The organism is Streptomyces sp. NPDC107522, from assembly GCF_055657525.1.
This window is the reverse complement of the sequence record NZ_JBVKAU010000001.1, coordinates 1-23,047: the sequence shown is the minus strand read 5'-3', so window position 1 is coordinate 23,047 and position 23,047 is coordinate 1. Positions and strand designations below refer to the sequence as shown.

At 72.4% G+C, this 23,047-nt stretch carries 21 protein-coding genes; 10 read left to right on the top strand and 11 right to left on the bottom strand.

Features of this window, described 5'->3' with window-relative positions:
* Window position 1: 1 nt before the first annotated feature.
* Entirely contained in the window at window positions 2–586 is a 585-nt protein-coding gene (locus ACZ7L6_RS00105) for a (2Fe-2S)-binding protein (protein WP_471919656.1), read from the bottom strand.
* Window positions 586–1,476: an FAD binding domain-containing protein gene (locus tag ACZ7L6_RS00100; protein WP_471919655.1), complete on the bottom strand. Its 891-nt coding sequence runs from the start codon at window positions 1,474–1,476 to the stop codon at window positions 586–588. Before ACZ7L6_RS00100 ends, ACZ7L6_RS00105 begins: the two co-directional genes overlap by 1 nt.
* A 376-nt stretch (window positions 1,477–1,852) precedes the next feature.
* On the opposite strand from ACZ7L6_RS00100, the gene ACZ7L6_RS00095 reads away from it, so the two are divergent.
* Entirely contained in the window at window positions 1,853–3,526 is a 1,674-nt protein-coding gene (locus tag ACZ7L6_RS00095) for a PucR family transcriptional regulator (RefSeq protein ID WP_471919654.1), read from the top strand.
* Between the two features lie 179 nt (window positions 3,527–3,705).
* Window positions 3,706–4,470 carry a hypothetical protein gene (locus ACZ7L6_RS00090; protein WP_471919653.1) on the top strand — a complete coding sequence of 255 codons (765 nt, stop codon included), beginning with the start codon at window positions 3,706–3,708 and terminating at the stop codon, window positions 4,468–4,470.
* Window positions 4,471–5,303: 833 nt separating this feature from the next.
* On the opposite strand, the gene ACZ7L6_RS00085 is transcribed toward ACZ7L6_RS00090, so the two are convergent.
* Complete coding sequence (locus tag ACZ7L6_RS00085; RefSeq protein ID WP_471919652.1) at window positions 5,304–6,077, bottom strand: GntR family transcriptional regulator; 774 nt, start codon at window positions 6,075–6,077, stop codon at window positions 5,304–5,306.
* A 407-nt stretch (window positions 6,078–6,484) separates the two neighbouring features.
* Here ACZ7L6_RS00085 and ACZ7L6_RS00080 point away from each other — a divergent pair, with 407 nt between their 5' ends.
* Both ACZ7L6_RS00080 and ACZ7L6_RS00075 read left to right on the top strand, forming a co-directional pair.
* Complete coding sequence (locus ACZ7L6_RS00080) at window positions 6,485–7,336, top strand: (2Fe-2S)-binding protein (protein WP_471919651.1); 852 nt, start codon at window positions 6,485–6,487, stop codon at window positions 7,334–7,336.
* Window positions 7,337–7,639: 303 nt separating this feature from the next.
* A complete protein-coding gene (locus ACZ7L6_RS00075) occupies window positions 7,640–8,680 on the top strand; it encodes a DUF2637 domain-containing protein (RefSeq protein WP_471919650.1) in 1,041 nt (346 codons plus the stop codon).
* A 114-nt stretch (window positions 8,681–8,794) separates the two neighbouring features.
* On the opposite strand, the gene ACZ7L6_RS00070 is transcribed toward ACZ7L6_RS00075, so the two are convergent.
* A complete protein-coding gene (locus ACZ7L6_RS00070; protein WP_471920566.1) occupies window positions 8,795–9,217 on the bottom strand; it encodes an ATP-binding protein in 423 nt (140 codons plus the stop codon).
* Between the two features lie 178 nt (window positions 9,218–9,395).
* Here ACZ7L6_RS00070 and ACZ7L6_RS00065 point away from each other — a divergent pair, with 178 nt between their 5' ends.
* Entirely contained in the window at window positions 9,396–9,779 is a 384-nt protein-coding gene (locus ACZ7L6_RS00065; protein ID WP_471919649.1) for a hypothetical protein, read from the top strand.
* A 71-nt stretch (window positions 9,780–9,850) separates the two neighbouring features.
* On the opposite strand, the gene ACZ7L6_RS00060 is transcribed toward ACZ7L6_RS00065, so the two are convergent.
* Window positions 9,851–10,468: a hypothetical protein gene (locus tag ACZ7L6_RS00060; protein ID WP_471919648.1), complete on the bottom strand. Its 618-nt coding sequence runs from the start codon at window positions 10,466–10,468 to the stop codon at window positions 9,851–9,853.
* Window positions 10,469–10,719: 251 nt separating this feature from the next.
* Here ACZ7L6_RS00060 and ACZ7L6_RS00055 point away from each other — a divergent pair, with 251 nt between their 5' ends.
* The gene (locus tag ACZ7L6_RS00055; RefSeq protein ID WP_471919647.1) at window positions 10,720–12,102 is read left to right on the top strand and encodes a helix-turn-helix domain-containing protein; all 1,383 of its coding nucleotides are present in this window, start codon (window positions 10,720–10,722) and stop codon (window positions 12,100–12,102) included.
* A gap of 20 nt (window positions 12,103–12,122) precedes the next feature.
* On the opposite strand, the gene ACZ7L6_RS00050 is transcribed toward ACZ7L6_RS00055, so the two are convergent.
* Window positions 12,123–13,391, bottom strand: coding sequence for a PP2C family serine/threonine-protein phosphatase (locus ACZ7L6_RS00050; RefSeq protein WP_471919646.1), 1,269 nt, complete (start codon window positions 13,389–13,391; stop codon window positions 12,123–12,125).
* Window positions 13,392–13,611: 220 nt separating this feature from the next.
* Between ACZ7L6_RS00050 and ACZ7L6_RS00045 the strand changes: the two genes are divergently transcribed.
* From ACZ7L6_RS00045 to ACZ7L6_RS00030, 4 genes are all read left to right on the top strand, one after another.
* Window positions 13,612–14,601: a helix-turn-helix transcriptional regulator gene (locus ACZ7L6_RS00045; protein WP_471919645.1), complete on the top strand. Its 990-nt coding sequence runs from the start codon at window positions 13,612–13,614 to the stop codon at window positions 14,599–14,601.
* Window positions 14,602–14,692: 91 nt separating this feature from the next.
* On the top strand, window positions 14,693–15,175 hold the full coding sequence (locus ACZ7L6_RS00040) for a DUF456 domain-containing protein (RefSeq protein ID WP_471919644.1): 483 nt from the start codon (window positions 14,693–14,695) through the stop codon (window positions 15,173–15,175).
* A gap of 197 nt (window positions 15,176–15,372) precedes the next feature.
* Window positions 15,373–15,870, top strand: a complete 498-nt coding sequence (locus ACZ7L6_RS00035; RefSeq protein ID WP_471919643.1) for a DUF1877 family protein — start codon at window positions 15,373–15,375, stop codon at window positions 15,868–15,870.
* A gap of 106 nt (window positions 15,871–15,976) precedes the next feature.
* Window positions 15,977–16,348 (top strand): PPOX class F420-dependent oxidoreductase, encoded by a 372-nt coding sequence (locus tag ACZ7L6_RS00030; RefSeq protein ID WP_471919642.1) that lies wholly within the window; start codon window positions 15,977–15,979, stop codon window positions 16,346–16,348.
* 2 nt (window positions 16,349–16,350) lie between these two features.
* Here the strand turns inward: ACZ7L6_RS00030 and ACZ7L6_RS00025 are convergent, their stop codons facing one another.
* From ACZ7L6_RS00025 to ACZ7L6_RS00005, 5 genes are all read right to left on the bottom strand, one after another.
* Complete coding sequence (locus tag ACZ7L6_RS00025) at window positions 16,351–16,860, bottom strand: methylated-DNA--[protein]-cysteine S-methyltransferase (protein WP_471919641.1); 510 nt, start codon at window positions 16,858–16,860, stop codon at window positions 16,351–16,353.
* Window positions 16,857–18,260 (bottom strand): DNA-3-methyladenine glycosylase 2 family protein, encoded by a 1,404-nt coding sequence (locus ACZ7L6_RS00020; protein WP_471920565.1) that lies wholly within the window; start codon window positions 18,258–18,260, stop codon window positions 16,857–16,859. The genes ACZ7L6_RS00025 and ACZ7L6_RS00020 overlap by 4 nt, the downstream gene beginning before the upstream one ends.
* 150 nt (window positions 18,261–18,410) lie before the next feature.
* Window positions 18,411–19,505, bottom strand: coding sequence for a ribosome small subunit-dependent GTPase A (gene rsgA / locus ACZ7L6_RS00015; protein ID WP_471919640.1), 1,095 nt, complete (start codon window positions 19,503–19,505; stop codon window positions 18,411–18,413).
* Window positions 19,506–19,767: 262 nt separating this feature from the next.
* Complete coding sequence (locus ACZ7L6_RS00010) at window positions 19,768–21,261, bottom strand: cellulose binding domain-containing protein (RefSeq protein ID WP_471919639.1); 1,494 nt, start codon at window positions 21,259–21,261, stop codon at window positions 19,768–19,770.
* Between the two features lie 218 nt (window positions 21,262–21,479).
* Window positions 21,480–22,799 (bottom strand): radical SAM protein, encoded by a 1,320-nt coding sequence (locus ACZ7L6_RS00005; RefSeq protein ID WP_471919638.1) that lies wholly within the window; start codon window positions 22,797–22,799, stop codon window positions 21,480–21,482.
* Window positions 22,800–23,047: the final 248 nt, after the last annotated feature.

Sequence of the window (23,047 nt, the reverse complement as noted above, 5' to 3'; positions counted from 1 at the left end):
CTCAGACCGCCTCTCCCTGCCGGGCGGCCGCCAGGCGGACCGCGTCCATGATCTTCTCGTAACCCGTGCAGCGGCACAGGTTGCCCGACAGGGCCTCGCGGATGTCCGCGTCGGTCGGGTTGGGGTTCTTCTCCAGCATCTCGTCGGCGGCGACCAGCAGACCCGGCGTGCAGAAGCCGCACTGGACGGCGCCGGCGTCGATGAACGCCTGCTGGATCGGGGAGAGTTCGGTGCCCTCGCCGGTCTGGGAGTCCTGGCCCTTGGCGGCCCACTGCTGGGCGTCCTGCAGGGAGGTGCCACAGGCGCCGGAGGCGCAACCGCCGCCCTCGGCACGCTGCTTGGCGTAGTCGGCGAGCCCCTCGACGGTGACGACCTCGCGGCCCTCGACCTGCCCGGCGGCGACCAGGCACGAACACACCGGCACACCGTCCAGCCGGACCGTGCAGGAACCGCACTCGCCCTGCTCACAGGCGTTCTTGGAGCCCGGTAGACCGAGCCGCTCACGCAGCACGTACAGAAGGCTCTCGCCCTCCCAGACGTCGTCAGCTTCCTGCGGACGTCCGTTGACAGTGAAGTTGACGCGCATCAGGCGACTCCCTCCGAGGTGGCGGCGGTGCCGCGGTACGACTCCCAGGTCCAGGTCAGCGTGCGGCGGGCCATGATGCCGACCGCGTGCCGGCGGTAGCTCGCCGTGCCCCGGACGTCGTCGATCGGGTTGCAGGCGGCGGAGCACAGGTCCGCGAACTGCTTGGCGACCGACGGGGTGATGATCTTTCCGTTGTCCCAGAAGCCGCCCTCTTCGAGCGCCGCGTTCAGGAACTCCTCGGCGGCCTTGGCCCGCACGGGCGTGGGGGCGGCCGAGCCGATCCCGGTCCGCACGGTCCGCGTCTCGGGGTGCAGCGCGAGCCCGAAGGCGCACACGGCGATGACCATGGCGTTGCGGGTGCCGACCTTCGAGTACTGCTGCGGCCCGTCGGCCTTCTTGATGTGCACGGCGCGGATCAGCTCGTCCGCGGCCAGCGCGTTGCGCTTCACGCCGGTGTAGAACTCGTCGATCGGGATACGGCGGCTGCCGCGCACCGACTCGACCTCGACCTCGGCGCCGGCCGCCAGCAGGGCGGGGTGGGCGTCACCGGCCGGGGAGGCGGTGCCGAGGTTGCCGCCGACGCCGCCGCGGTTGCGGATCTGCGGGGAGGCGACCGTGTGCGAGGCGAGGGCCAGGCCCGGCAGCTCGGCGCGCAGGTTCTCCATGATCTTGCTGTACGGCACCGAAGCCCCGAGCCGCACGCTCTCCTCGCCGACCTCCCACTCGTAGAGGTCGCCGATGCGGTTCAGGTCGAGGAGGTACTCGGGCCGGCGGTGGTCGAAGTTGATCTCGACCATCACATCGGTGCCACCCGCAATCGGCACAGCGGTGGGGTGCTCGGCCTTCGCGGCGAGCGCCTCCTCCCAGCTGGCGGGGCGAAGGAAGTCCATGACCGGCTCTCTTCTTGGTCTCGTGGGTCGTACGGTTTGAGCCAGATCTGGTGCGGCGGGCCCGGCTCGTTCATGTGCTGTTAACGCGCATTGACGTCAGTACACAGCGCCGTCCTCCACCGGGGTCAGTCACGGAAAACATGAAGGAGTTGGCTGGCCACGGAGGTCATCTTGTAGATTCGTATGAACGGAGGTCACCAGTAACCTCCCCGTTTTTCCGTGGAAACGTGAGACACAGCCCTTGTGACCAGGGACACAGCCGGCACACAGCCCGGCGGAGGACGGTCACCACTCACCGGCCCGCCGGGCGGGCCGCTCACCACACGACCTCCTAGATCCATCGTAGATTTCTAGACAAAGAACGGCGGCGACGAGAATGCGGCTGCGCGCACTGCTGGACACCGACGCGCTGGGCCTCAAGCTGCTCGGCGGCGAGGACGAGCTGGACCGCACCGTGCGCGGTGTGATGACCACCGACCTCAGGGACCCCAGCCGCTATCTCTCGGGCGGAGAGCTGGTGCTCACGGGGCTGGCCTGGCGGCGGGGCCCCGCGGACTCCGAGCCGTTCGTGCGCCTCCTGGTGCAGTCCGGGGTGGTCGCGCTGGCGGCCGGCGAGGCCGAGCTGGGCGACGTACCCGAGGACCTGGTCCAGGCCTGCGCCCGCCACCGTCTGCCGCTGTTCGCCGTGCACGAGTCGGTGGCCTTCGCGACGATCACCGAGCATGTCGTACGGCAGGTCAGCGGCGAGCGGGCCGGGGACCTCGCGGCCGTCGTCGACCGGCACCGCCGGATGATGACGTCGGGCCCGGCGGGCGGCGGCCCGGACGTGGTCCTCGACCTCCTCGGCTCGGACCTGGACCTGCGGGCGTGGGTGCTGTCGCCGACGGGGCGGCTCATCGCCGGTTCGAAGGTGGGTGGCCCGGCGCTGCCCACCGACCTGTGTGCGAGGCTGGCGGCGGAGCATCTGTCGGCCGCCCGCACGGGCCGCCGCGGCCCGCACAGGGTGACCCTCGGCAGCACGCCGTACTCGCTCTTCCCGATCCGCAGCAGCGGCCGTTCCCCGCGGGCCGCGCGGGACGTGCGCGAGACGGTGCTGTCGGACTGGCTGCTGGCCGTGGAGGCGGACGCGAGCGACTGGCCCGAGGAGCGGCTGGACCTCCTCCAGGGCGTCACGCAGCTGATCGCGGTGGAGCGGGACCGCAGGGACGCGGCCCGCACGGTGCGCCGCCGCCTCGCGCAGGAGGTCCTCGAACTGGTCCAGACGGGCGCGGCACCCGCCGAGATCGCCGCGCGCCTGCGGGTCGCGGCCCCGGTCCTCCTCCCCGGTCTCGGCGCGGCCCCGCACTGGCAGGTCGTCGTCGCCCGGGTCGAGTGGGAGGGCGGGGACATCGAGGCCGGCCCGGTCGCCCAGTCCCTGCTGGAGGAGGTCCTGGTGGACCCGCTCGCGACCGGCCCGGAACCCTCCGACCGCATCGCCGTGGCCCACACGGGCGACGAGGCCATCGCCCTGGTCCCGCTGCCCGCCGTCGCCTCGGAGCACGACGGCTCCGAGGCGGGGATCCACGCCGACGCGCTCCTCGACGCGATCCGGGACCCGCTGGCGGCGGGCCTGGACGACGACGGCCGGGTCACGCTCGGCGTGAGCGCGGCCGTGCACTCGGCGGAGGGCCTGCGCGGCGCCCTGGAGGAGTCCCGGCACGCCCGCCGGGTGGCGGCGGCCCGCCCCGGCCGGGTCTGCGCGGCGGGCCACCAGGAACTGGCCTCGCACGTCCTGCTGCTCCCCTTCGTCCCGGACGACGTACGCCGAGCCTTCACGGCGAGGCTGCTCGACCCGCTCCGGGACTACGACCGCCGCCACCGCGCCGAGCTGATCCCCACCCTGGAAGCCTTCCTGGAGTGCGACGGCTCCTGGACGCGCTGCGCGACCCGCCTCCACCTGCACGTCAACACGCTGCGCTACCGAGTGGGCAGGATCGAGCAGTTGACGAGCCGGGACCTGTCCCGTCTGGAGGACAAGCTGGATTTCTTCCTGGCATTGCGGATGAGTTGAGCGTGCGCCGGGCCTCGCGGGCGGTGGTCCGGGATGGCACCAAGTGCCGTCGCCGTCCCACGACTTTGTGAAATCCTTCACCCACCCTCTTGGCCGGGCCCGGCGATTCATGCTGAGATGCGGCCACCACTCAACAGCTCGATGGCGTGCTCGGGGAGGGCAAGGTGGCGGATACCGCCATGTCTGGTAACGGAACGACAGCCGGTGACGATCCACTCCAGACCGCGGTATGGCGGCTGCGTTCACGCGCCTGCTGGGCGGACGCGGCGGCCCTGCTCCAGCCGGTCACCGCGCAGGCCGCGCTGCAGCGGGCCGCGCTGCTGGTGGAGCGGTGCCTGTACACCGAGCAGGGCTGGGAGGAGGCCGAGGACGCGCTGCGCACGGCCGAGGCGCTCGCCCACAGCGACGACGAGCGGGGCGCGGCCGCTTGTGAACGCGGGCAACTTGCTTATGCGGCGACGCTGCACTCAGTGCGCGACCGGGCCGACGAGGCGCGGGCCGCGCTGGGGCGGGCTGCGGCGCTGATCCCTCCGGGGGCGGCGGGGAGGGCGTTGCTCGACTTCCGCCGGGGACTGCTGGCGGAGAACCTTGCCCGCTCCCCCCAGGCGGCCCGCGCCGCATACCGCCGCGCACACGCGGGCGCGACGGCTCACGCCGATCCCCTCCTCCTCTCCTTCACCTGGCGCCATCTGGCCGGACTCGCGCTGCGGGACGGTGAGTTGGCGGAGGCGCGGCACGGGTTCGCCGAGTCCCTGCGCATCCGTGAGGAGCTGGGGTATCTGGTGGGTACGGCCCCCGCCCTCGCCTCCCTGGCCGACACGGAAACCGAACCGGAGGCCTCGCGCCTCCGCGAGGAGGCCCGCCGCCTGTTCCGCCTCCTGGGCGGCGTCCCCACGTGGCTGTCCCGCCAACTGGCCGCCACCCCACCGGCAGCCACGGCCTGACCCAACTGCCCTTTCCCTCGCCCCCGCCGCCCCTACCCGTCCCAGCCCCCAGGGGCGCTGCCCCTTCGACCCCGCCCCCTGGGGGCTGCCGCCCCCAGACCCCCGCTCCGGCCCTGAAGGGGCCTCGTCCTCAAACGCCGGACGGGCTGAGAGATGCGGACCGGCGCGGAGAGGCGGCCGCCCCCTGCGGGTGGGTGGGGGTCAGGGACGGTGTGCCCTCGTCCTCGCACGCCGGACGGGCTGAGTGATGAAGGCCGGCGCGGAGGGGTGGCCGCCCCCTGCGGGTGGGTGGGGGTCAGGGACGGCGCACCCTCGCCCTCGAACGCCGGCCGAGAGATGAAGACCGGCACGAGAGGTGGCCCCCCCCCCCCGCGGGTGGGTGGGGGTCAGGGACGGTGTGCCCTCGTCCTCAAATGCCGGACGCGCTGAGAGATGAAGGCCGGCACGGAGAGGTGCCCCCCGCGGGTGGGTGGAGGTCAGGGACGGCGCACCCTCGCCCTCGAACGCCGGACGGGCTGAGAGATGAAGGCCGGCACGGAGAGGTGACGGCCACTTGTCCCCTCCGAGTGGGAGGGAGACGGACGGAGCCCTGGGGCCGCAGTCGCCTACGGCGGGCAGGGGACGTGCCGGGGGGTGTCCGCCCGCAGTGGCCGGCGTCAAGAAGCGGCACCTCCCTGTCCGGCCCCGGCCGCCGGTCCGAGGACGGACACCCCCCCCGGCACGGCCCCGACCCACCCACCGGCCCGCAGGCGCTACGCGCACCCCCACCGAGGCCGCACAGGCGCCGCAGGCATCGGCCACGCGCACCCCCACCCAGCCGCAGGCATCCCGGCTCAACCGCCGGAGGAACCCGCGAAGTGCTCCCCCACCAGCGACCGCACGACCTCCAACTCCCCGGCGATCAACGCATCCAGCAGCGCCGTGTGCTCCGCGGCATCGGCGATGAGGTCGGCGTGGCCGCGGGCGGGTGGGCGGGTGGCGCTCACCAACGGCCACTGGGCGCGGCGGTGGAGGTCGTCGGCGATCTGGACGAGTTGGTCGTTGCCGCAGAGCGAGAGCACAGCGCGGTGGAAGGTGCGGTCCGACTCCGCGTAGGTCGCCCGGCAGCCGGTCGACGCCGCGCGTACCGTCGCCTCGGCCAACGGCCGCAGTTCCGCCCAGCGTTCGACGGGGACCGTACGGGCGAGCCGCAGCATCACCGGGACCTCGATCAGCGCGCGGACCTCGGCCAGTTCGGCCAGTTCGCGGGCGCCGCGTTCGACCACCCGGAACCCCCGGTTGGGGACGACCTCAACGGCCCCCTCCAGCGCGAGCTGCTGCATGGCCTCCCGAACCGGCGTCGCGGAGACGCCGAAGCGTTCGCCGAGCGCGGGGGCCGAGTAGACCACTCCGGGAGTCAGCTCGCCGGTGACCAGCGCAGTGCGCAGGGCGTCGAGGATCTGCCCCCGCACCGAGGCCCGCTGGACGACCGGCCGCGGCCGCGGGATCGGCAGCTCACTGTGCGTGTGCTCACCACGGGCCGTCGGCGCCGCCGAGGCCCCCGGAACCCGGCCCCGGTCCCCGCCCGCAGCTCCGCCCTGGGGCGGCACCCGAGGCACCCGCGGCACGTCCGGCCGGTCGGCTCCCGGAACATCCGACCGAGCCTCCGCCGCACTCGAGCGGACATTCCGGACGCTCGACGGTCCCGAGCCCGCCGATGCCGCTGAGACCGCCGAGACATCCGAGACTCCCGAGACGCCCGGACCATTCGCCCTCGAGACTCTCGAGACTCCTGAGGCTCCCGACGTGTCCGAGGCCTCCGCACCCCCGGAAACCCGCGGAATCCCCGTCCCCGCGGAGCCCTGCGCGCCCTGCTTCACGGGTCCTCCTCCGGACGTGTCGGTACTTGGGGTCATTACGGCGGGTTGTTACTCACCCGTCAAGCACCTTAGGCGCAGAACGCGACAGTTCAAATCGCAGCGATCTTGGGTAAGGTAAGCCTTACCTTCAATGCCTCGCGGATCGGCGGTCCAGTATGCCTGTGCCCCCCTCGGCCCTCGCGGACGCGTACACCCGTCTCACCGAGGCCTTCCCGGGGCTCGACATCACCCAGCCGGCCACCGACGAGCCGCTCCCCCGGCACGGCGGCTGGATCCCCGCCACGGCGCTCGCAGCAGGCGGTACCGGCCTCGACGCATTCCTGGCCTGGGACGACGCACAGATACTGCGCGACTACGGACAGCCCGCACGCCCGGACGTCGTCGCGAGCTTCGGCCTGCACCGCTACGCCTGGCCCGCCTGCCTGCTGATCACCGTGCCCTGGTTCCTCCTGCGCCGCGTCCCCCGTTTCCCCGTGACACATGTCTCGTACGACCGCACCGCCCCCGGCCTCTCCATGGGCCGCCTCGCCGCCCGCCCGACCACGTTCGCCTGCCTCCCCGGCGACCCGGCGGCGACACTGCCCGGCGCCAGGGTCGTACCCGACGAGGAGGCGCTGCGAGAGGAGGTACGGGCCGCCGTCGCCGAGCACCTCGAACCCGTCCTCGCCGGCTTCGGGCCCCGCATGCGGCGACGCGGACGCGCACTGTGGGGCATGGCGACCGACGAGGTCGTGGAGGGCCTGTGGTACGTCGCCCACCTGTTCGGCGACGGCGAGCAGGACCGGGCCCGGCGCGAGCTGGAGCTGCTGCTGCCGGGCGCGACGAAGCCGTACGTCGGCTCGGCCGCCTTCCGTGAGCTGACCGGCCCCGACGGCGAGTCCCTGCCCACCCGGGACCGGGCGAGCTGCTGCATGTTCTACACGCTGCGCCCCGAGGACACCTGCGTCACCTGCCCCCGCACCTGCGATGCGGACCGGGTCACCAGGCTTCTGGCAACCGCGAGTTGATGCCCCCTCAGGCCAGCCCTGGGACGAGGTGCCGTAAGATCACCCGCGAGCGGGACATCCGTTGCGGTTACAGGCGTTTCACAATTTCCTCACTCAGCACAGGAACTTTCCGTGGAACCACCCGTCCGGGTAGTCTTATTCGAACTCAACTCCCGCCCCTCACGCGGCAGTTCGAGCAGAACGCCGCCCTGGGCATCCCCTTGCACTTCCTTGGCGGCCTCTTGCCCCGAAACCCCCTGAGGGCCGGTGGGATTGGGCCACTATGGCGGGCGTTACGCCCTATCCCAATGCAAGGGACCCCAGATGAGATTGACCGACATATCGCTGAACTGGCTGCTTCCGGGCGCCGTCCTGCTCCTGGGCCTGCTGGCGGCGATAGCGGTGCTCCGGCGCGGGAAGGCCTCGGGGAAGGACGCGAGCGCGGACGACTCGTGGGAGCGCAGTGAGGAGCGCCGCAGGCGCAAGGAGGCCATATACGGCACCGCCTCCTATGTGCTGCTGTTCTGCTGCGCGGCCGTGGCTGCCGCCCTCTCCTTCCACGGCCTGGTCGGCTTCGGTGAGCAGAACCTCGGCCTGCACAACGGCTGGCAGTACCTGGTGCCGTTCGGCCTGGACGGCGCCGCGATGTTCTGCTCGGTGCTCGCGGTGCGCGAGGCGAGCCACGGTGACGCGGCCCTCGGCTCCCGCATACTCGTGTGGACGTTCGCGGCCGCCGCGGCCTGGTTCAACTGGGTGCACGCACCCAGGGGCGTGGGCCACGACGGCGCCCCGCACTTCTTCGCGGGCATGTCCCTGTCCGCGGCGGTGCTGTTCGACCGGGCGCTGAAGCAGACCCGCCGGGCAGCCCTGCGCGAGCAGGGCCTGGTGCCGAGACCCCTCCCGCAGATCCGCATCGTCCGCTGGCTGCGGGCGCCCCGCGAGACCTACAAGGCCTGGTCGCTGATGCTGCTGGAGGGCGTGCGCAGTCTGGACGAGGCGGTCGACGAGGTCCGTGACGACAAGCGGGCCAAGGACGAGGCCCGACTGCGCCGGCGCGAGCAGCAGCGCATGGAGCGTGCCCAGCTGAAGGCCATCAGCCGGGGCCACCGCGGCTTCGTCGGCCGTGGCGGCGGACGGCACGCCGAACCGCAGGCGGCCCTGGAGCGGGCCGACCGGGTCACCGCGGAGCCTGCCATATCCACGCCGGAGCAACTGCCCGTGCGCTCGCGTCCCTCACTGCAGCCCGTACGCACCGGTTCTGACCCGGTGACCGTCGACCTCACCGCGGAGGACGACACAATGGCGCTGCCGCGACTCGACTCCCTGGAGCGCAAGCTCAAGGATCTTGAGCAGCAGTTCGGCTGAGAACGCCTCTCATCGACGGGAAGGGGCGCGATCCGGGACCCGGGTCGCGCCCCTTCCCGTTGCCATGGCCATACGGCTCCCGTTGCCATGGCCATACGGCGTCCGCGTCCGTCGTCAGGCGGCATCCGCGTCGAGTTCGAACCACACCGCCTTCCCCACCCCGTGCGCCCGTACGCCCCAGTCGTCCGCGAGGGACTGCACCAGGACCAGGCCTCTGCCGTTCGTACCGTCGTCGGCGTTCGGTACGCGCAGTCTGGGCCGGCGGGCCACGAAGTCCCGCACCTCCACGCGGAGTCCGCATGGTCCGACGGTGGCCGTCAGGACTGCTTCACGGTCGGTGTGGACGATCGCGTTGGTGACGAGTTCGCTGGTGAGCAGTTCGGCTATGTCCGATCGTCCCGGCCTCCCCCAGTGCCGTAGCAGTTCGCGCAGGGCCTTGCGGGCCTCTGGTACGGCCCGCAGGTCCGCCCGCCCCAGTCTGCGCTTGAGTTGTGGCGTCTGCGTGTGGTCCCCGGCGCTCGCGGCCCTGTCCTCCACTGCCTCCACCGAGGAGGCCCCGTATGCGATGGGACCGCCTCCCCGTGCCTGCCTTTTCATGACCCCCGCCCGCGTGCCGATGTCGGTTCCCCTCCTGGCTCGAACACGTTCACGGGAACCATTTCCCAGTCGGACCCCCGACAGTCATGTCGAATCGTCAACGACCAGGTGTTCGGCCATGGTTGGGGCGGGCGGCGCGGGGTGGATGGAACCGGGAACGCCACCCACCGGCCGCCCCGTCGTCGCCGTACACGACGACCGGACCCGGTCGGTCACCGGCCACGGGCCCCGCGTCAAGGCCGCGGGCAGGTATCCGGCGAGCGGAGGCGGGGCGGTTCGTCTGCCTCGGGAAGAGGCGGCCGACCAGGGGGGTCCCGCACGGCTTGGAGCCGACGGCCCTGGGGACGTCCTGGCGGTGGAGGACCGGCCCATCCGTCGACTACGGCCTGCCGACGCCGCCGTACTCGATGCGGAGGTGGGGCAGGTGGGGCTCGACATCGAGGCGCTGTCCGAGCCGATGCGCGCGGTCGCGGAAACTGGCCGGAATTCGGCCGTGCCGTGAGTGCGGGGCCGCCCGCCCGACCCCCGTCCGGGAGGGCGGCCCCACTGGGTGGTGGTCCGGTGGTGGGCCGGTCAGTAGAGCTTGTTCACCGCGGTGGTGGTCGTCTTCTTGAACGCCTTCACCGGCGCGTCCGTGAAGTCGCCCATCTGCCCCCACTGCACGACGGTGACGGTGCCGCCGTCCCGCCCGACGGAGAGGAGGTGGATGTCCATGGCGCCCCAGGAGGTACGGGTGTGGACGCCGTGGACGCGGGCGCCCTCCTCGACCGGCAGGCTGCCGTAGCTGCGGTACTCGGCCTCGATCTCCGGGTCGGCGTCGCTGCGCAGGGCGCAGGACCGGATCTCCTTGTTGAGACGGGTGGCGAGGGCCTTGGCCTTGGCGTTGTCTCCGACGACGACGTTGAGTTGCTCGGCGCCGGTCTCGAGGTCGGTGCGGAAGGTGCGGTAGCGGGAGTCGTAGCCGAGCAGCGCGTCGCCCAGGCAGCCCTGCATCTCCTCCGGGACGCCGTCGGTGACCTTGCCGGCGGTCCAGGCGGAGGAAGGGTGCGGCGGGAGTTCGGACGCCGACAGGAACTTCGGCGCGGGCGCCTTCGTCGCGGCGCCGGCCGGTGCGGCGGTGAGTGCGGCGCCTGCGGCGAGGCCGGCGACGGCGAGTGCGGCGAGCGCGCCGGCTCGGGTGCGCTTGGGCATGGGTGTCCCCCGTGAGTGAGATGAGTGCGTGAACGATCGGTAGTGGGTCGTCACCGGCGCCGGATGGTCCGTCCGGTCCCTGGGCCCTGTCGGCCCGGCCGGTGCGACACCAAGAGCATCAGCCGTCACAGTCGGCGGACGCAACCTCCGGCGCCCGATCCGCGACGGTGGAACCATCCCAGCCCTTGTGACGTGCAGGTATATGGGGTGCCTGGGATGCCTGTCCCGGGACGGGGAGGAGCGGGGGAACGGTGTCCGAAGTGCAGGACGACGTCCAGGAGTTCGCGGCACTGCTCACACGGCTGAAGGAGCGCACCGACCGCAGCTACGGTCAGCTGGCCCGCCGCCTGAACATGAACACCTCCACGCTGCACCGCTACTGCGCCGGTGACGCGGTCCCCGTCGACTTCGCGCCCGTGGAACGCTTCGCCGCGCTGTGCCGGGCGACGCCGGAGGAGCGGCTGGAGCTGCACCGGCTGTGGATCCTGGCGGTGGCGGCGCGACAGCGGGCGCGGACGGCAGGCGCCCCTGCGGAGGACAGCGCCGCCTCCTCGAAGGGCGGTTCCCTCTCGGAGACGGCCGCTTCGGAGACGGCCGTAGAGCCGGAGTCCGCCGAACCGGAGCCGGAGGAGCCGGGCCCCGACGCTCAGGAAATCCGGCAACCGTTACCCGGACCACCGGCACCGACCGAGCCTCCCCGCCGCCCCTGGTACCGCCGCCGGCGCCTCCTGGTCACCGCAGCCGTGGCCACGGCGCTTCTCGCCACGCTGGGCAGCCTCTCCGCCCTGCCGGACGACGACCGTCCCCGGGCGAGCGACACCGTGCAGGGCGCCGATCCGACCCGTACGACCACGGCGGGCACGCCCCGCCCGACCTCGACCGCGTCGCCGAAGCCCTCCTCCAGCACCACGCAGTCGCCCTCACCCGGCACCTCGGCAGAGAAGAAGTCCTCGTCGAAGCCCACGGCCACCGCCGGCAGCCCGTCGAAGGAGGCCGCCCAGAAGCAGCCCTCGACAGGCGTCCCGCTCACCTGGAGCGCCAACTCCCATGCCTGGCAGGCCGGCTGCGGCCACGACTACGTCATCTCCAAGTCCCCGCAGCAGGTCCCCCCGCCCCCGGCCCCGCAGGACGCCCGGACCTGGGCGGCGACGCAGAGCGCGGTGCACGGGCGGCAGACGATGGTGGAGATCTCGGTGCAGGGGCGGACGTCCACGGCCGTCGTCCTGGAGGCGCTCCGGGTGCGCGTCGTCGGCCGCTCGACGCCCGTCGAGGGCAACTCGTACGCCATGGACAACGGCTGCGGCGGAGCGCTGACGCCCCGCTACTTCGACGTCGACCTGGACAAGGACCGGCCCATCGCCCGCCCGGTCGACGGCAACGACACGGGCACCCCGATCCCGGCGATGCGGCTGCCGTACCGCGTGTCCGCCGAGGATCCGGAGGTGCTGCTGGTCGACGCGCAGACGAAGGGCTGCGACTGCAGCTGGTACCTCGAACTGGACTGGTCCTCCCAGGGCCGCACCGGCACGGTCCGCATCGACGACCACGGCCGCCCGTTCCGTACGACGAGCATCGAGGGGCTGCCGAGTTACGGGTACGACACCTCGGCGCGCAAGTGGGTGCCGTACTCCTGAGCCGTACGACCCGGGCCGGGCTAGGTCTCCCACACGGCGGCGGCCGTGCGGTCGTCGGCGTACCCCTTGACCCGGACCTGGGTGTCGGCGAGGAACGCGGCGAGGCCGGGCGGTTCGGGGGCGGACCACCGTCCGGTCAGATAGGCGGCGAGTTCGGGTTCGCCGCGCAGCGGGTCGGCCAGGCCACCGGTGCACATCAGGAGGGTGTCGCCCGGGCGGGCCACCGAGGCACGGAAGCGGAAGGGTTCGCGGGGCGGTTCCGGGTCGGGGTCGTAGGGGCTCGGGGGTGTGGTGATGCCGAGGTCCATGGTGAGGCGGTCGCCCTCGGGGGTCTCTGCGGGGAGCGAGCCGAAGCCGACGACGGGATCGCCGGTGGCGTCGGTGGCGCGGGGCTCGATGTCCTGCCATTCGCCGTCCCGCAGTCGGAACAGCCCTCCTGCCCCGACGCCGAAGAAGACACGTGTACGGCACTCGGGGTCGGCCGGGAGCAGGAGGCAGCGCAGCGTCGCGCCGTACTCCTCCGGTTCGATGCCCTGTTCTGCCGCGCTGGCGCGGAGTTTGCCGAGACTGCGGTCGGTGAGGCGGTGCAGGCCGGACTTGAGGTCGCCGCGCCGTGCGGCCCTGATGTCCTCCGCGAGCCTCGGCTGGCTGCGGCCGACGGCCCGGCCGATCCAGTGACAGGCCTCGGCTGCGGCGCGATGCGCGTTCGGGGTGGCTCGGGCGCCGGTCGCCATCGCCACGAGGACCAGGGCGAGTTCGCCGGTGCCGAAGCGGGCGGTGAGGAGGGAGTCGCGGCGGGGCTCGCCCCGGTAGCGGGCGGAGTCTCCGCGCAGGGAGACGGCGCGCAGGGTGCAGGCGCCGTAGTGCGCGCCGTCCAGGACGGTGTCGGCGACCAGGTCGTCGAGGTCGTCGGGGTCCGCGGGTGGGAGGGCGGTGGGTTCGGGGGCGTAGGTGGGAGGGCCGTTGCCCACGTAGTCGAGGCGGGTTGCGGGGCGGGGCTCGTCGTCACTCGTCGGCGTCGGACGCTCCTGGGGCTCCTCCACCGTGAATCCGGGCGGCTTCGGCAGACCGGGCGGAAACGCCGACGGCCGCCCTATGGCATCCGTGTCGGCCCTCGGCGCCGGAACCGTGGCACCCGTCCCCTGGTTCACCGCCCCCGCCGCCGAAGCGAACCGGTCGTCCAGTGAATCGGGTGCCGTAGTCGGGCCCGTGTCCTCGGCGGTGTCGCCGTACAGTTGCCCCCACCAGTCGTCCTCGTGACCCGTGGGCCTTCCCCCCTGCTGGCTCATGCCCCCAATTGTCCACCGCACGGCCAGGATGAAAACGGGGCATCCGGAAAATCCGCCCCGGTACGCGGCGTGGAAAACGGCGGGTCGAGTGAGGTGTTGAACAGCCTTGCGAAACAAGATCGCCCTCTGCGGCGATGATGTGCTGAGGCGGTTTTACGCCCTGGCTGTCTTCCGGGACGGACCGGACAGCGGTGTTCGACTGGGGAGGGGCGCGGCCCGAATGCTGGGAGCGATCGGTCTCGACGAGACGCACGAGTCGGCGTACCGGACCCTGGTGTCCGTGGGCGCCGCCGACGTACCGGATCTCGCGCGACGGCTGACGCTCGGCGAGTACGACACCGAACGCGCCCTGCGCCGGCTGGAGCGGCACGGGCTCGCGGCGCAGTCCTCGGCGCGGCCCGGCCGCTGGGTCGCCGCGCCGCCCGCGGTGGCTCTGGGCGCGCTGCTCACCCAGCGGCGGCACGAGCTGGAGAAGGCGGAGCTGGCGGCCGCGATGCTCGCCGAGGAGTACCGGGCGGCGGCCGCCGAGCCCGCCGTGCACGACCTGGTCGAGGTGGTGACCGGGGCGGCCGCGGTGGCGCAGCGCTTCCTGCAGCTCCGGCTGGGCGCGAGCAAGGAGGTGTGCGCGCTGGTCACCGGCGCCCCGGCCGCCGTCACCGGCGTGGAGAGCCACGCGGAGGAGCAGGTCGCCGGCCGCGGCGTCCGCCACCGGGTGGTGCTGGAACGCTCGGTCCTCGACCAGCCGCACGGTGTCACCGAGCTGTCCGCCGCCCTCGGCCGCGAGGAGCAGGTGCGGGTCGTGGACGAGGTCCCGACCAGGCTGGTGATCGCCGACCGGACGCTCGCCCTGGTGCCGCTCACCTCGCACGCCTCGGAGCCGGCCGCGCTGGTCGTCCGCGCAGGCGGGCTCCTGGAGCTGCTCTCCGGGCTGTTCGAGTCGGTGTGGCGGGAGGCGCTGCCGGTACGGCTCGGCGCGTCCGGCGTCACCGAGCAGCAGCCGGACGGGCCCGACGACACCGACCTGGAGGTGCTGTCCCTGCTGCTGGCCGGCCTGACCGACGCGAGCGTGGCCAAGCAGCTGGACCTGGGCCTGAGGACCGTGCAGCGCCGGGTGAAGCGGCTGATGGAGCTGACCGGGGTGACGACGCGGCTGCAACTGGGGTGGCACGCGTATGAGCGGGGGTGGGTGGCCCGGGAGCGGCAGGGGTGACCGGCGTGTCCCTGTGGCGGCAGGGGTGACGGCGGACCTGCGGCGATACGGCTGATCTGCGCGTGCTCGCGAGCTCCGGCACTCTGGTCAGATGGGAGTGTGGGACCTCGTGCTGGTCGGCCTGGTCCTCCTGCTCGGCCTGTGCGGCGTGCTGGTGCCCGGGGTGCCGGGGTCGTGGCTGGTGTGGGCCGCGGTCATGTGGTGGGCCCTGCAGGATCCCCAGCCGGTCGCGTGGTGGGTGCTCGTGGGGGCCACCGTGGCCCTGTTCCTCTCCCAGGTGGTGCGCTGGGCGCTGCCGCCGCGCCGGCTGCGTCCGGGCTGGGCCGACCGTCACATGGCGGTGTACGCGGGAGCGGGGTCGTTCCTGGGCTTCCTGCTGCTTCCCGTGCTCGGCTCGATCCCCGGCTTCATGGCCGGCATCTACCTCGAGGAACGGTTCCGTCTCGGTCGCCACGGTGAGGCGATGGCGGCGCTGCGGACGGCGATGCGGTCGGGCGGGTCGAGTGTGCTGGCGGAGCTGTTCACGTGCCAGCTGATCGCGGGGGCGTGGGTGGGGGCCGTGCTCTGGGGCTGATACCTCGGGTCCGTCATGCCATATTCGCGAGCCCATCGATCGCACGACTGCACAAGCCGCGAGGAGGCGCCATGCCCAGCCCGTCCGGAGCCCGGGGTTCCGCACCACGAGACGGCACGTCTCGCTGTCAGTGCCGTCGCATAAGTTCTGTCCGTTCGGCCCGACAACGGGGCCGCTGAACTGGAGGACTCGTCGCCGTGAGCATCCACCTGCACCTTCGCGCCGTCGCGGAGTCCGAGATCCGGGACGACCACACCTGGCTTGCGGCGTTCATGGCCGACGCCTGGGACAACCACGCCGCCGAGTACGCGGCGGGTATCGCCGACTCGATGAACAAGATCTGGAACTCCGTCAATGACCTCTACACAGCAGCCGATGTCCTCGAGGCGGACGCCGACGACTCCTGGACGCTGCCGATCTACGGCGGCCGCCCCGTAGCACACAGCGCCGACGCCGACCCCTCCAACCCACCCCTGATGATTCTGGAGCCGCCATGTGTGTCACAGGCCGCAGACTTCCTCGCGAGCGTCTCCTTCGACGACCTGTGGGACGTCGCCAGTGCCAAGCTCGCCGGCTACGGCTGGGACGAGGAGCAGGCCAGGCAGGAGTTCCTCAACCATCACACGGACCTCCAAGAGTTCTACGGGCGGGCGGCTGCAGCCGGCCACGCAGTGGTCAAGGCGGTGTGGGCCTGAACCGGTCACCGACCCGGTCCGGGAGCTTGCGGGCCGAGCCACGTCCGCGACAGACCTAGGTCAAGGGGCCGATGCGCCGCGGGTACGGACGTGTTTCGCTGGCCGCATGACCGAATTGAGCGAGGCGGAACGCGCGTACCTGAGATCGCAGCGGCTGGGGCGGCTGGCCACCGTGGACCCGGCGGGGCAGCCGCAGGCGAACCCCGTCGGCTTCTTCCCCCAGGAGGACGGGACGATCCTGATCGGCGGCAGCGCGATGGGCACCACCAAGAAGTGGCGCAACCTGCAGAAGAACCCGAAGGCCGCGCTCGTCGTCGACGACCTCGTCAGCGTACGGCCGTGGCGGGTGCGCGGGATCGAGATCCGCGGGGACGCGGAACTCCTCACGGGCCCGCACGAGTTGGGCCCGTACTTCAGCGAGGAGGTCATCCGCATCCATCCGCGGTGGGTCCGCAGCTGGGGGCTGGAGGAGGCCTGATCTCAGGCGGGGGCCTGGACGGCGCCCTCCAGCGTGAGCAGCCGCACCTTGCGCTCCAGGCCGCCCGCGTACCCGGTCAGTGACCCGTCGGCGCCGATCACACGGTGGCACGGCCGCAGGATCAGCAGCGGGTTGGCGCCGATCGCTCCGCCGACGGCCCGAACGGCGGCACGCGAGGCGCCGATCCGTGCGGCGATCTCGCCGTACGTGGTGGTCGCCCCGTACGGAACGGCGTCGAGGGCAGCCCAGACCCGCTCCCGGAACTCACTGCCGTCACTGCGCAACTCCAGCCGGAACTCCTTGAGTTCACCGGCGAAGTAGGCGGCGAGCTGTTCCTCGGCCGCGCGGAAGAGCGCGGGGTCGTGCCGCCAGCCCTCCTGGACGGCACGGCCGCCTTTCTGGCCGGGCACGGAGAGGGAGGTCAGGACGCCGGTCGAGGGATCGGCGGTGAGGAGGAGACGGCCGAGCGGGCTGTCGAGCTCGGTCCAGTGGGTCGAGGTCTGGGTGGTCATGCTTGCTCCAACTCCCCTGCTGCGAGCAGGTGTTGCCAGGCGTAGGAGCGCCAGGGGCGCCAGCTGTCGGGGACGGCCACGCCGGGCGGCGCGACGTCCGGATCGCCGAGGGCACGGCTGCGGATGACGGCGACGGCACGGGCGTCCAGACCGGGCAGGGCGAGCAGCGCACGCCGCGCCTCGTCCCGGTCTGCGCCCGGGTCCAGCCGTACGGCACCGTCGGCGAGGGCGGCGGCGAGCGCGCCCAGAGGACCACCGGAGTCGGACTCGGCCTCGGCGAGGACGGCCGCTTCGGGGAACAGATGGGTGAGGCTGCCGCAGGGCGAGTCGAGCGCCTTGCCGTACCGCCGCACCAGCTGCTCGGCCTCCGCCGGCCCGACCAGTGCCCGCACCGCCATCTCCTCCGCGTCCGCGGCACCGGGTGACCGCAGGCCTGGCCTTGCGGCCACGAGTGCGGCGAGCTGCGGATCGGCTCCGAGCCGCTCGTCGACGGCGTACGGGTCGGCGTCGAGGTCGAAGAGACGCCTCAGACGCTGCACGGCAGTCGTCAGGTCGCGCGGGTCGGTGAGGTGCAGGCGGGCGTCGAGCCAGCCGCCGGGGTGGGTGGCGGACGGCGTCCTCGGCAGGCCGGGACGCTCGTCGACGGCGACGATCCCGGTGCCGTGCGGCAGCCGGAGGGTGCGCCGGTACGTCCGGCGCCCGTACGGCCCACCGACGTCCTCGACACCGGGCACGGCCTCGCGTTCCAGCCGGTCGAAGACCGCACGTGTCTGGTACGGCCCCCGGTAGGCGAGCCGCAGCGGGATCCCGGCGGACGGGGTGGCCCCCCGCCGGGAGGCCCTGCGTGCGGCGGCCGCCCGCAGCTCGCTCGGCGTCGACGCGTACACCTCCCGGACGGTGTCGTTGAACTGCCGCACGCTGGCGAAACCGGCGGCGAACGCGATCTCGGTGATCGGCAGCTCGGTGGTCTGCAGCAGCACACGCGCGGTGTGCGCCCGCTGGGCCCTGGCGAGCGCCACGGGCCCGGCGCCGAGCTCGGCGGTGAGCTGCCGCTGCACCTGCCGTGCGCTGTAGCCGAGCCGCGCGGCGAGCCCGGCGACACCTTCCCGGTCGACGACCCCGTCGCCGATCAGCCGCATCGCCCGCCCCACCACGTCGGCCCGCACATTCCACTCCGCGGACCCCGGCACGGCGTCCGGCCGACACCGCCGGCAGGCCCGGAAACCCGAGCCCTGCGCGGCGGCGGCCGTCGCGAAGAACCGCACGTTGCACCGCTTCGGCGTGACCGCCGGGCAGCTGGGGCGGCAGTAGATGCCGGTCGTCTCGACACCGAAGAAGAACTCGCCGTCGAACCGACCGTCACGGCTGCGCACCGCCTCGTACCTGGTGTCTTCGTCCATCACACGGTCCAGTGTGGGCGAGGTACGAGAATGCCGCTGGCGGAAATCGGACACGGCGCTGGCCGCGCCCCTCAGGGGCGCGGGGAACTGCGCGACCAGCCACAACGAGTCCGCAGCCGCCGACCGCCAGACGAAGCACCCCACTAGGCGCTACCGCCACCGCCCCCGCTTCGCCTCCATCGCCGCCCGGCCCTCAGCCCCCTTCCGCTTCCAGTCCCGCCGCAGCTCCGCACGGACCCTCGCGTCCGTCTTGGCCACGATCCACTGGTTCTCCCGCATCAGTTTCCGGTAACTCTCCAGCCGCCGCACCGGCAGCTCACCGGCGTCAATGGCGGAGCGCACCGCGCACCCCGGCTCGGCATCATGCGCACAGTCCTGGAAACGGCACCCCTCGGCCAGCTCCTCGATCTCCGAGAAGACCTGCCCGACCCCGGTACCGGCGTCCCAGAGCCCGACGCCCCGCAGCCCCGGGGTGTCGATCAGGACCCCGCCGCCGGGCAGGGCGAGAAGGTTGCGCGTGGTGGTCGTATGGCGGCCCTTGCCGTCCATGTCACGGGTGGCCTGGACCTCCATGACGTCCTCGCCGAGCAGCGCGTTCGCGAGCGTCGACTTGCCCGCACCGGACTGCCCGAGCAGCACGGACGTGCCTCCGGAGACGACCGCGACGAGCACGTCGAGCCCGTCCCCGTCCATGGCGCTGACCGGCAGCACGGGCACCCCCGGCGCCGTGAGTTCCACGTCCTGGACGAGATGCGCCAGCGTCACCGCGTCCGGCACGAGGTCGGCCTTGGTGAGGACGACCACCGGCTGCGCGCCCGACTCCCAGGCCAGCGCGAGGAACCGCTCGATCCGGCCGAGGTCGAGCTCGACGGCCAGCGACACGGCGACGATCGCGTGGTCGACGTTGGCGGCGAGGATCTGCCCCTCGGACCGCTTGGAGGAGGTGGAGCGCACGAAGGCGGTACGGCGTGGCAGATACGTGCGTACGTATCGGGGATTGGTGCCCGCGGGTTCGACGGCGACCCAGTCACCGGTGCACACGACCCGCATCGGATCGTGCGGGGTGACGAAGGCCGTGTCGGCGCGTACGACGCCCTCGGCGGTGACGACGTCGCACTGCCCGCGGTCGACCCGCACCACGCGCCCGGGCAGCAGCCCCTCGGCGTCGTACGGGGTGAACGCGTCGGCCCAGGCCGAGTCCCAGCCGTAGGGAGCCAACGCGGAGAAAACAGAGGAGGAAGTCAAGGGTGACCCTTCACAAGGGTGGCCCCGGCAGCCGCGTACGCATGACGCGGGGAGATGAGGTGGGATCAGCCGACGGCCACGGAGGTGGACTTGATGAACTGGATCTGGATGCGAGCAGCGCTCATCGCCATGACAGCCATCGGTCGACACCTCCTCACACACATCTGCTTCACACACGTCTGCTTCGACGGCGGCAGCCACCGGCCACCGCCCCGAACCGCCGTCACTCTAGCCCGGCCCCATGAAGGCCCGTCAACCGGTTTTAGGCACAGTCGTGCCCGTTCAACGCGAAGTCGTACGCCGGTGAGTTCTCGCCCTCCCACGAGGCGATGAAGCCGAAGGAGAGGGTGCCGTTCTCGGCGACGGTCTTGTTGTAGTCCGCGGCCGTGGCCGTCACCCGGGAGCCGTTCTGGGCGACGCTCGCGTCCCACATCTGGCCGACCTGCTGGCCGTCCCGGAAGGACCAGGCGACGCGCCAGCCGTCGAGGGCCCGTTCGGTGGTGACGGTGACGGTGGCCTGGAAGCCGTCGGGCCATTCGTTGACGAGGTCGTACTGGACGCTGCAGGAGGCCGGTTCGCTCGCGGACGGCTTCGGATCGTCCTCACCGGCCGGGGAGGACTGGGTGCCCTGGGGCTCCGGGTCGGGGTTCTTCGGCGCGGGTGAGTCGCGCCGGGTGCCGGTCTCCGACGGCTCCGGGGAGTGCGCGGCCGACGAGGCCGACGCCGACTGGGTGGCGCCCGTGACCGGTGCGGAGAAGTCGGGGCCGGAGACCGGCTGGCGGTCGGACGGGTCGCCGCCCGCCACGGTGCCGTCGCCGGTGGAGCCGCCGGGCATCATCGACACCGCGAGGGCGAGCGCGGAGACGAGGACGGCGGCGACGAGGAGGCCGCTGCGCACGACGCGTGCCTTGTGCGCCCCGGTGCTGGGCGGGGCGTCCGCGTCCGGCCGGTCGGGGCGTCCGGCGCCGAGGCGCACCTCGGCGGCCCGGCGGCGGCGCTCCAGGTAGGCGAGGCCGCCCCAGCCGATCACCCCGCCGGCGAGCGCCCCGGGCAGCCCGCCGCCGTGCAGCCGCAGACAGGCGGCGGCCTCGGCGCACTCCACGCAGGTGGCGAGGTGGCGGGAGAGGTCTTCCGGGGTGTCGGCCGCCGTCGAGCGGGTCACGGCGTCGAGGAGGCGTGCGTAGCTGCGGCACTGCGGGTCCATCGGCGTGTCGAGGTGGTTGCGCTGGCAGCGGTCCCTGAACAGGCCCCGGACCTGGGCGAGTTCCTCGGCGACGGTGTCCGGGTCGAGGCCGAGCCGACGGGCCACGACGGCCGGCGGCAGCGCCTCCACCTCGGTCAGCCACAGCAGCGCCGCGTCCGGTTCCTGCATGTCACGCAGTCCACGCAGCGCGAGCGGGCGCTGCAGTGGGGGCCCGGTGTAGCGGGCGGCCTTGTCGGAGTTGAGCCACAGGCGCAGGTCGGGGTCGAGCTTGTGGCCCTGCCCGGTCTCCTCCCAGGTGGCCGCCGTGGTGCGTACGGCGGTCAGCAGCAGGGGGATCCGCGGCAGCCGGGCCGAGCGGCGGCCCGCGCCTCGGAAGGATCCGGCCTCGGCCTCGCGGGCCTCGCGTATGCCGGTCGAAAACGCCTCCGCGGCCAGCTGGCCGGCCGCGGTGGAGCCGGCCGTGCACAGATCGGCGTACGACAGCACGGCGTCCCAGCACTCGGAGAACAGCGCGGCCTCGGTGGCGTCCTGGGGAGTCGGCAGGTCGGGCATGAGTCTCCTGCATCCACATGCGAGGTCAACTCGCCATATTGGCAATGGAGTTGGGGGGAACCTCGCGGCAGGGCATGAGCTTTTCACGGTTCCTGCACAACTGACAAGCGCCGTGTTCAGATGTCATGTCGGACCGAGGCGCCCCGCAACTCCAGCCACTGGTACGGACGCAGGCCCCGTCCGTCTCAAATACACCGTCGCGGACTCCCCCGCTACAGCTACACCTTCGCTGACTCCCCCGCCGGAAGGCTGTCCATGAAGGAGCTCACCGAGAACACCGCGCGGCCGGGGCCGGGCGGGCCGTAGCCGGGGGGCGAGGACAGCCCGAAGTCGTCCATCGTCTGGCGATAGGCCTGCAGCAGGCGGATGTGGTACTCCAGCGGCGCGCCCTGCGGGTTGGCCTTGCCGAGCGGGGTGGTGGGCTCGGGGCACCAGGTGGTGAAGCGGGGCGTGATGCCGTGCGACATGAAGAAGCGCAGGCCCTCGATGGTCGAGTCGATCGCCTCGTCGACCGTCTTGAACCCGAAGGGCTCGGCCATCTCCACGCCCGCCACGAAGTTGGGGATGACGTTGCGCGCGCCGAAGATCTCCGCGGAGTCGAGGATCCGCTTGTGCCATTCGTCGCGGCCGACGTATCGCTCCTTGCCCGGGCAGTACATCTTGAACAGGTACTCGTCCCACACCTCGTAGTTGGGGTGGTAGATCTGCACGCCGTAGTCCTTGAACCGCTGGACGTCGTCGCGCGGCAGCGCCTGCGCCACCACCTTGCCGATCCAGCGCCCCGGGAAGCGCTCCTCGATGGCCTTGGCGTAGTGCCCGTAGAAGTCGGCCTCGTCCCGGCCGGCGACCGTCTTGGTGATCGCGCCGCCAGTGAGGGTGTAGGCGGTGGACGCCTTGGCGGTGTCGTACCGGTCGATGATCTCGAGGGCCTCCAGCACCTCCTCGACATCCTTCACACCCGTGTACGGGCGCCCTGCCGCCTTGTGCTGGCGCCAGTTGTGGTTGATGTCGCAGTACTGGCACTCCTCCTTGGCGCCGAAGTACTGGCAGACCCGGAAGACGGTGAGGTAGATGAGGTAGCCCCACTGGATGGTGGGGGCCACCTCCATGACGGACTTCCCGTTGGAGAGCTTGTGCCGGTAATACTCGGGCATGGGCGGGACACCGACGTCGGCGATCCGCTTCCCGTCGAGGTAGAGCCCGAGCAGCCCCTCCTCGTCGGCGGCCACGCGGTACGGCGACGACGGGTTCACCCGCACCGAGACGACGGTGCGACGCAGGTCGTACGGGCCGCCGGTGAGGATGATCTCCTCCGGCGGGCGGCGCAGCGCGGCCTCGCCGAGCTCGGGCAGGGTGCCGTGGTCGAAGGAGAAGATGAAGTACGACTTCGGCTTGACCTCACCGCCCTCGTTGTCACTGAGGGCGGAGGCGTCGAAGGCCACTCCGCCCCGGAGCAGATCCTCTTTGAAGACGGCTTCCCGCGGTACGTGCGGGAATCGCTCCATCAGATCCTCGACCAGTGCGGTGCGGCTGCCCATCCGTAATCTCCTCCCGGCTCAGGCGTACGACTCCTCACGTTATGCCCCCGGCGCGGCGTGAGCGGCGGCGGGGGCCCTTCGGGACCGGGCGTGGCGAGCCGCCGGGGGGATGGGGGGCTTTTCTCGCCCCCGCCGCCCCTACCCGTCCCGTCCCCAGGGGCGCTGCCCCTTCGACCCCGGTCCCTGGGGGCTGCCGCCCCCAGACCCCCGCTTCGGCCCTGAAGGGGCCTCGTCCTCAAACGCCGGAC

What these genes read in the sequence shown, in the direction of transcription:
- ACZ7L6_RS00105 (WP_471919656.1), bottom strand. Translation starts at nt 586, where the DNA reads ATGCGCGTCAACTTCACTGTCAACGGACGTCCGCAGGAAGCTGACGAC.
- ACZ7L6_RS00100 (WP_471919655.1), bottom strand. Translation starts at nt 1,476, where the DNA reads ATGGACTTCCTTCGCCCCGCCAGCTGGGAGGAGGCGCTCGCCGCGAAG.
- ACZ7L6_RS00095 (WP_471919654.1), top strand. Translation starts at nt 1,853, where the DNA reads ATGCGGCTGCGCGCACTGCTGGACACCGACGCGCTGGGCCTCAAGCTG.
- ACZ7L6_RS00090 (WP_471919653.1), top strand. Translation starts at nt 3,706, where the DNA reads ATGTCTGGTAACGGAACGACAGCCGGTGACGATCCACTCCAGACCGCG.
- ACZ7L6_RS00080 (WP_471919651.1), top strand. Translation starts at nt 6,485, where the DNA reads ATGCCTGTGCCCCCCTCGGCCCTCGCGGACGCGTACACCCGTCTCACC.
- ACZ7L6_RS00075 (WP_471919650.1), top strand. Translation starts at nt 7,640, where the DNA reads ATGAGATTGACCGACATATCGCTGAACTGGCTGCTTCCGGGCGCCGTC.
- ACZ7L6_RS00065 (WP_471919649.1), top strand. Translation starts at nt 9,396, where the DNA reads ATGGTTGGGGCGGGCGGCGCGGGGTGGATGGAACCGGGAACGCCACCC.
- ACZ7L6_RS00060 (WP_471919648.1), bottom strand. Translation starts at nt 10,468, where the DNA reads ATGCCCAAGCGCACCCGAGCCGGCGCGCTCGCCGCACTCGCCGTCGCC.
- ACZ7L6_RS00050 (WP_471919646.1), bottom strand. Translation starts at nt 13,391, where the DNA reads ATGAGCCAGCAGGGGGGAAGGCCCACGGGTCACGAGGACGACTGGTGG.
- ACZ7L6_RS00045 (WP_471919645.1), top strand. Translation starts at nt 13,612, where the DNA reads ATGCTGGGAGCGATCGGTCTCGACGAGACGCACGAGTCGGCGTACCGG.
- ACZ7L6_RS00040 (WP_471919644.1), top strand. Translation starts at nt 14,693, where the DNA reads ATGGGAGTGTGGGACCTCGTGCTGGTCGGCCTGGTCCTCCTGCTCGGC.
- ACZ7L6_RS00030 (WP_471919642.1), top strand. Translation starts at nt 15,977, where the DNA reads ATGACCGAATTGAGCGAGGCGGAACGCGCGTACCTGAGATCGCAGCGG.
- ACZ7L6_RS00025 (WP_471919641.1), bottom strand. Translation starts at nt 16,860, where the DNA reads ATGACCACCCAGACCTCGACCCACTGGACCGAGCTCGACAGCCCGCTC.
- ACZ7L6_RS00020 (WP_471920565.1), bottom strand. Translation starts at nt 18,260, where the DNA reads ATGGACGAAGACACCAGGTACGAGGCGGTGCGCAGCCGTGACGGTCGG.
- ACZ7L6_RS00010 (WP_471919639.1), bottom strand. Translation starts at nt 21,261, where the DNA reads ATGCCCGACCTGCCGACTCCCCAGGACGCCACCGAGGCCGCGCTGTTC.
- ACZ7L6_RS00005 (WP_471919638.1), bottom strand. Translation starts at nt 22,799, where the DNA reads ATGGGCAGCCGCACCGCACTGGTCGAGGATCTGATGGAGCGATTCCCG.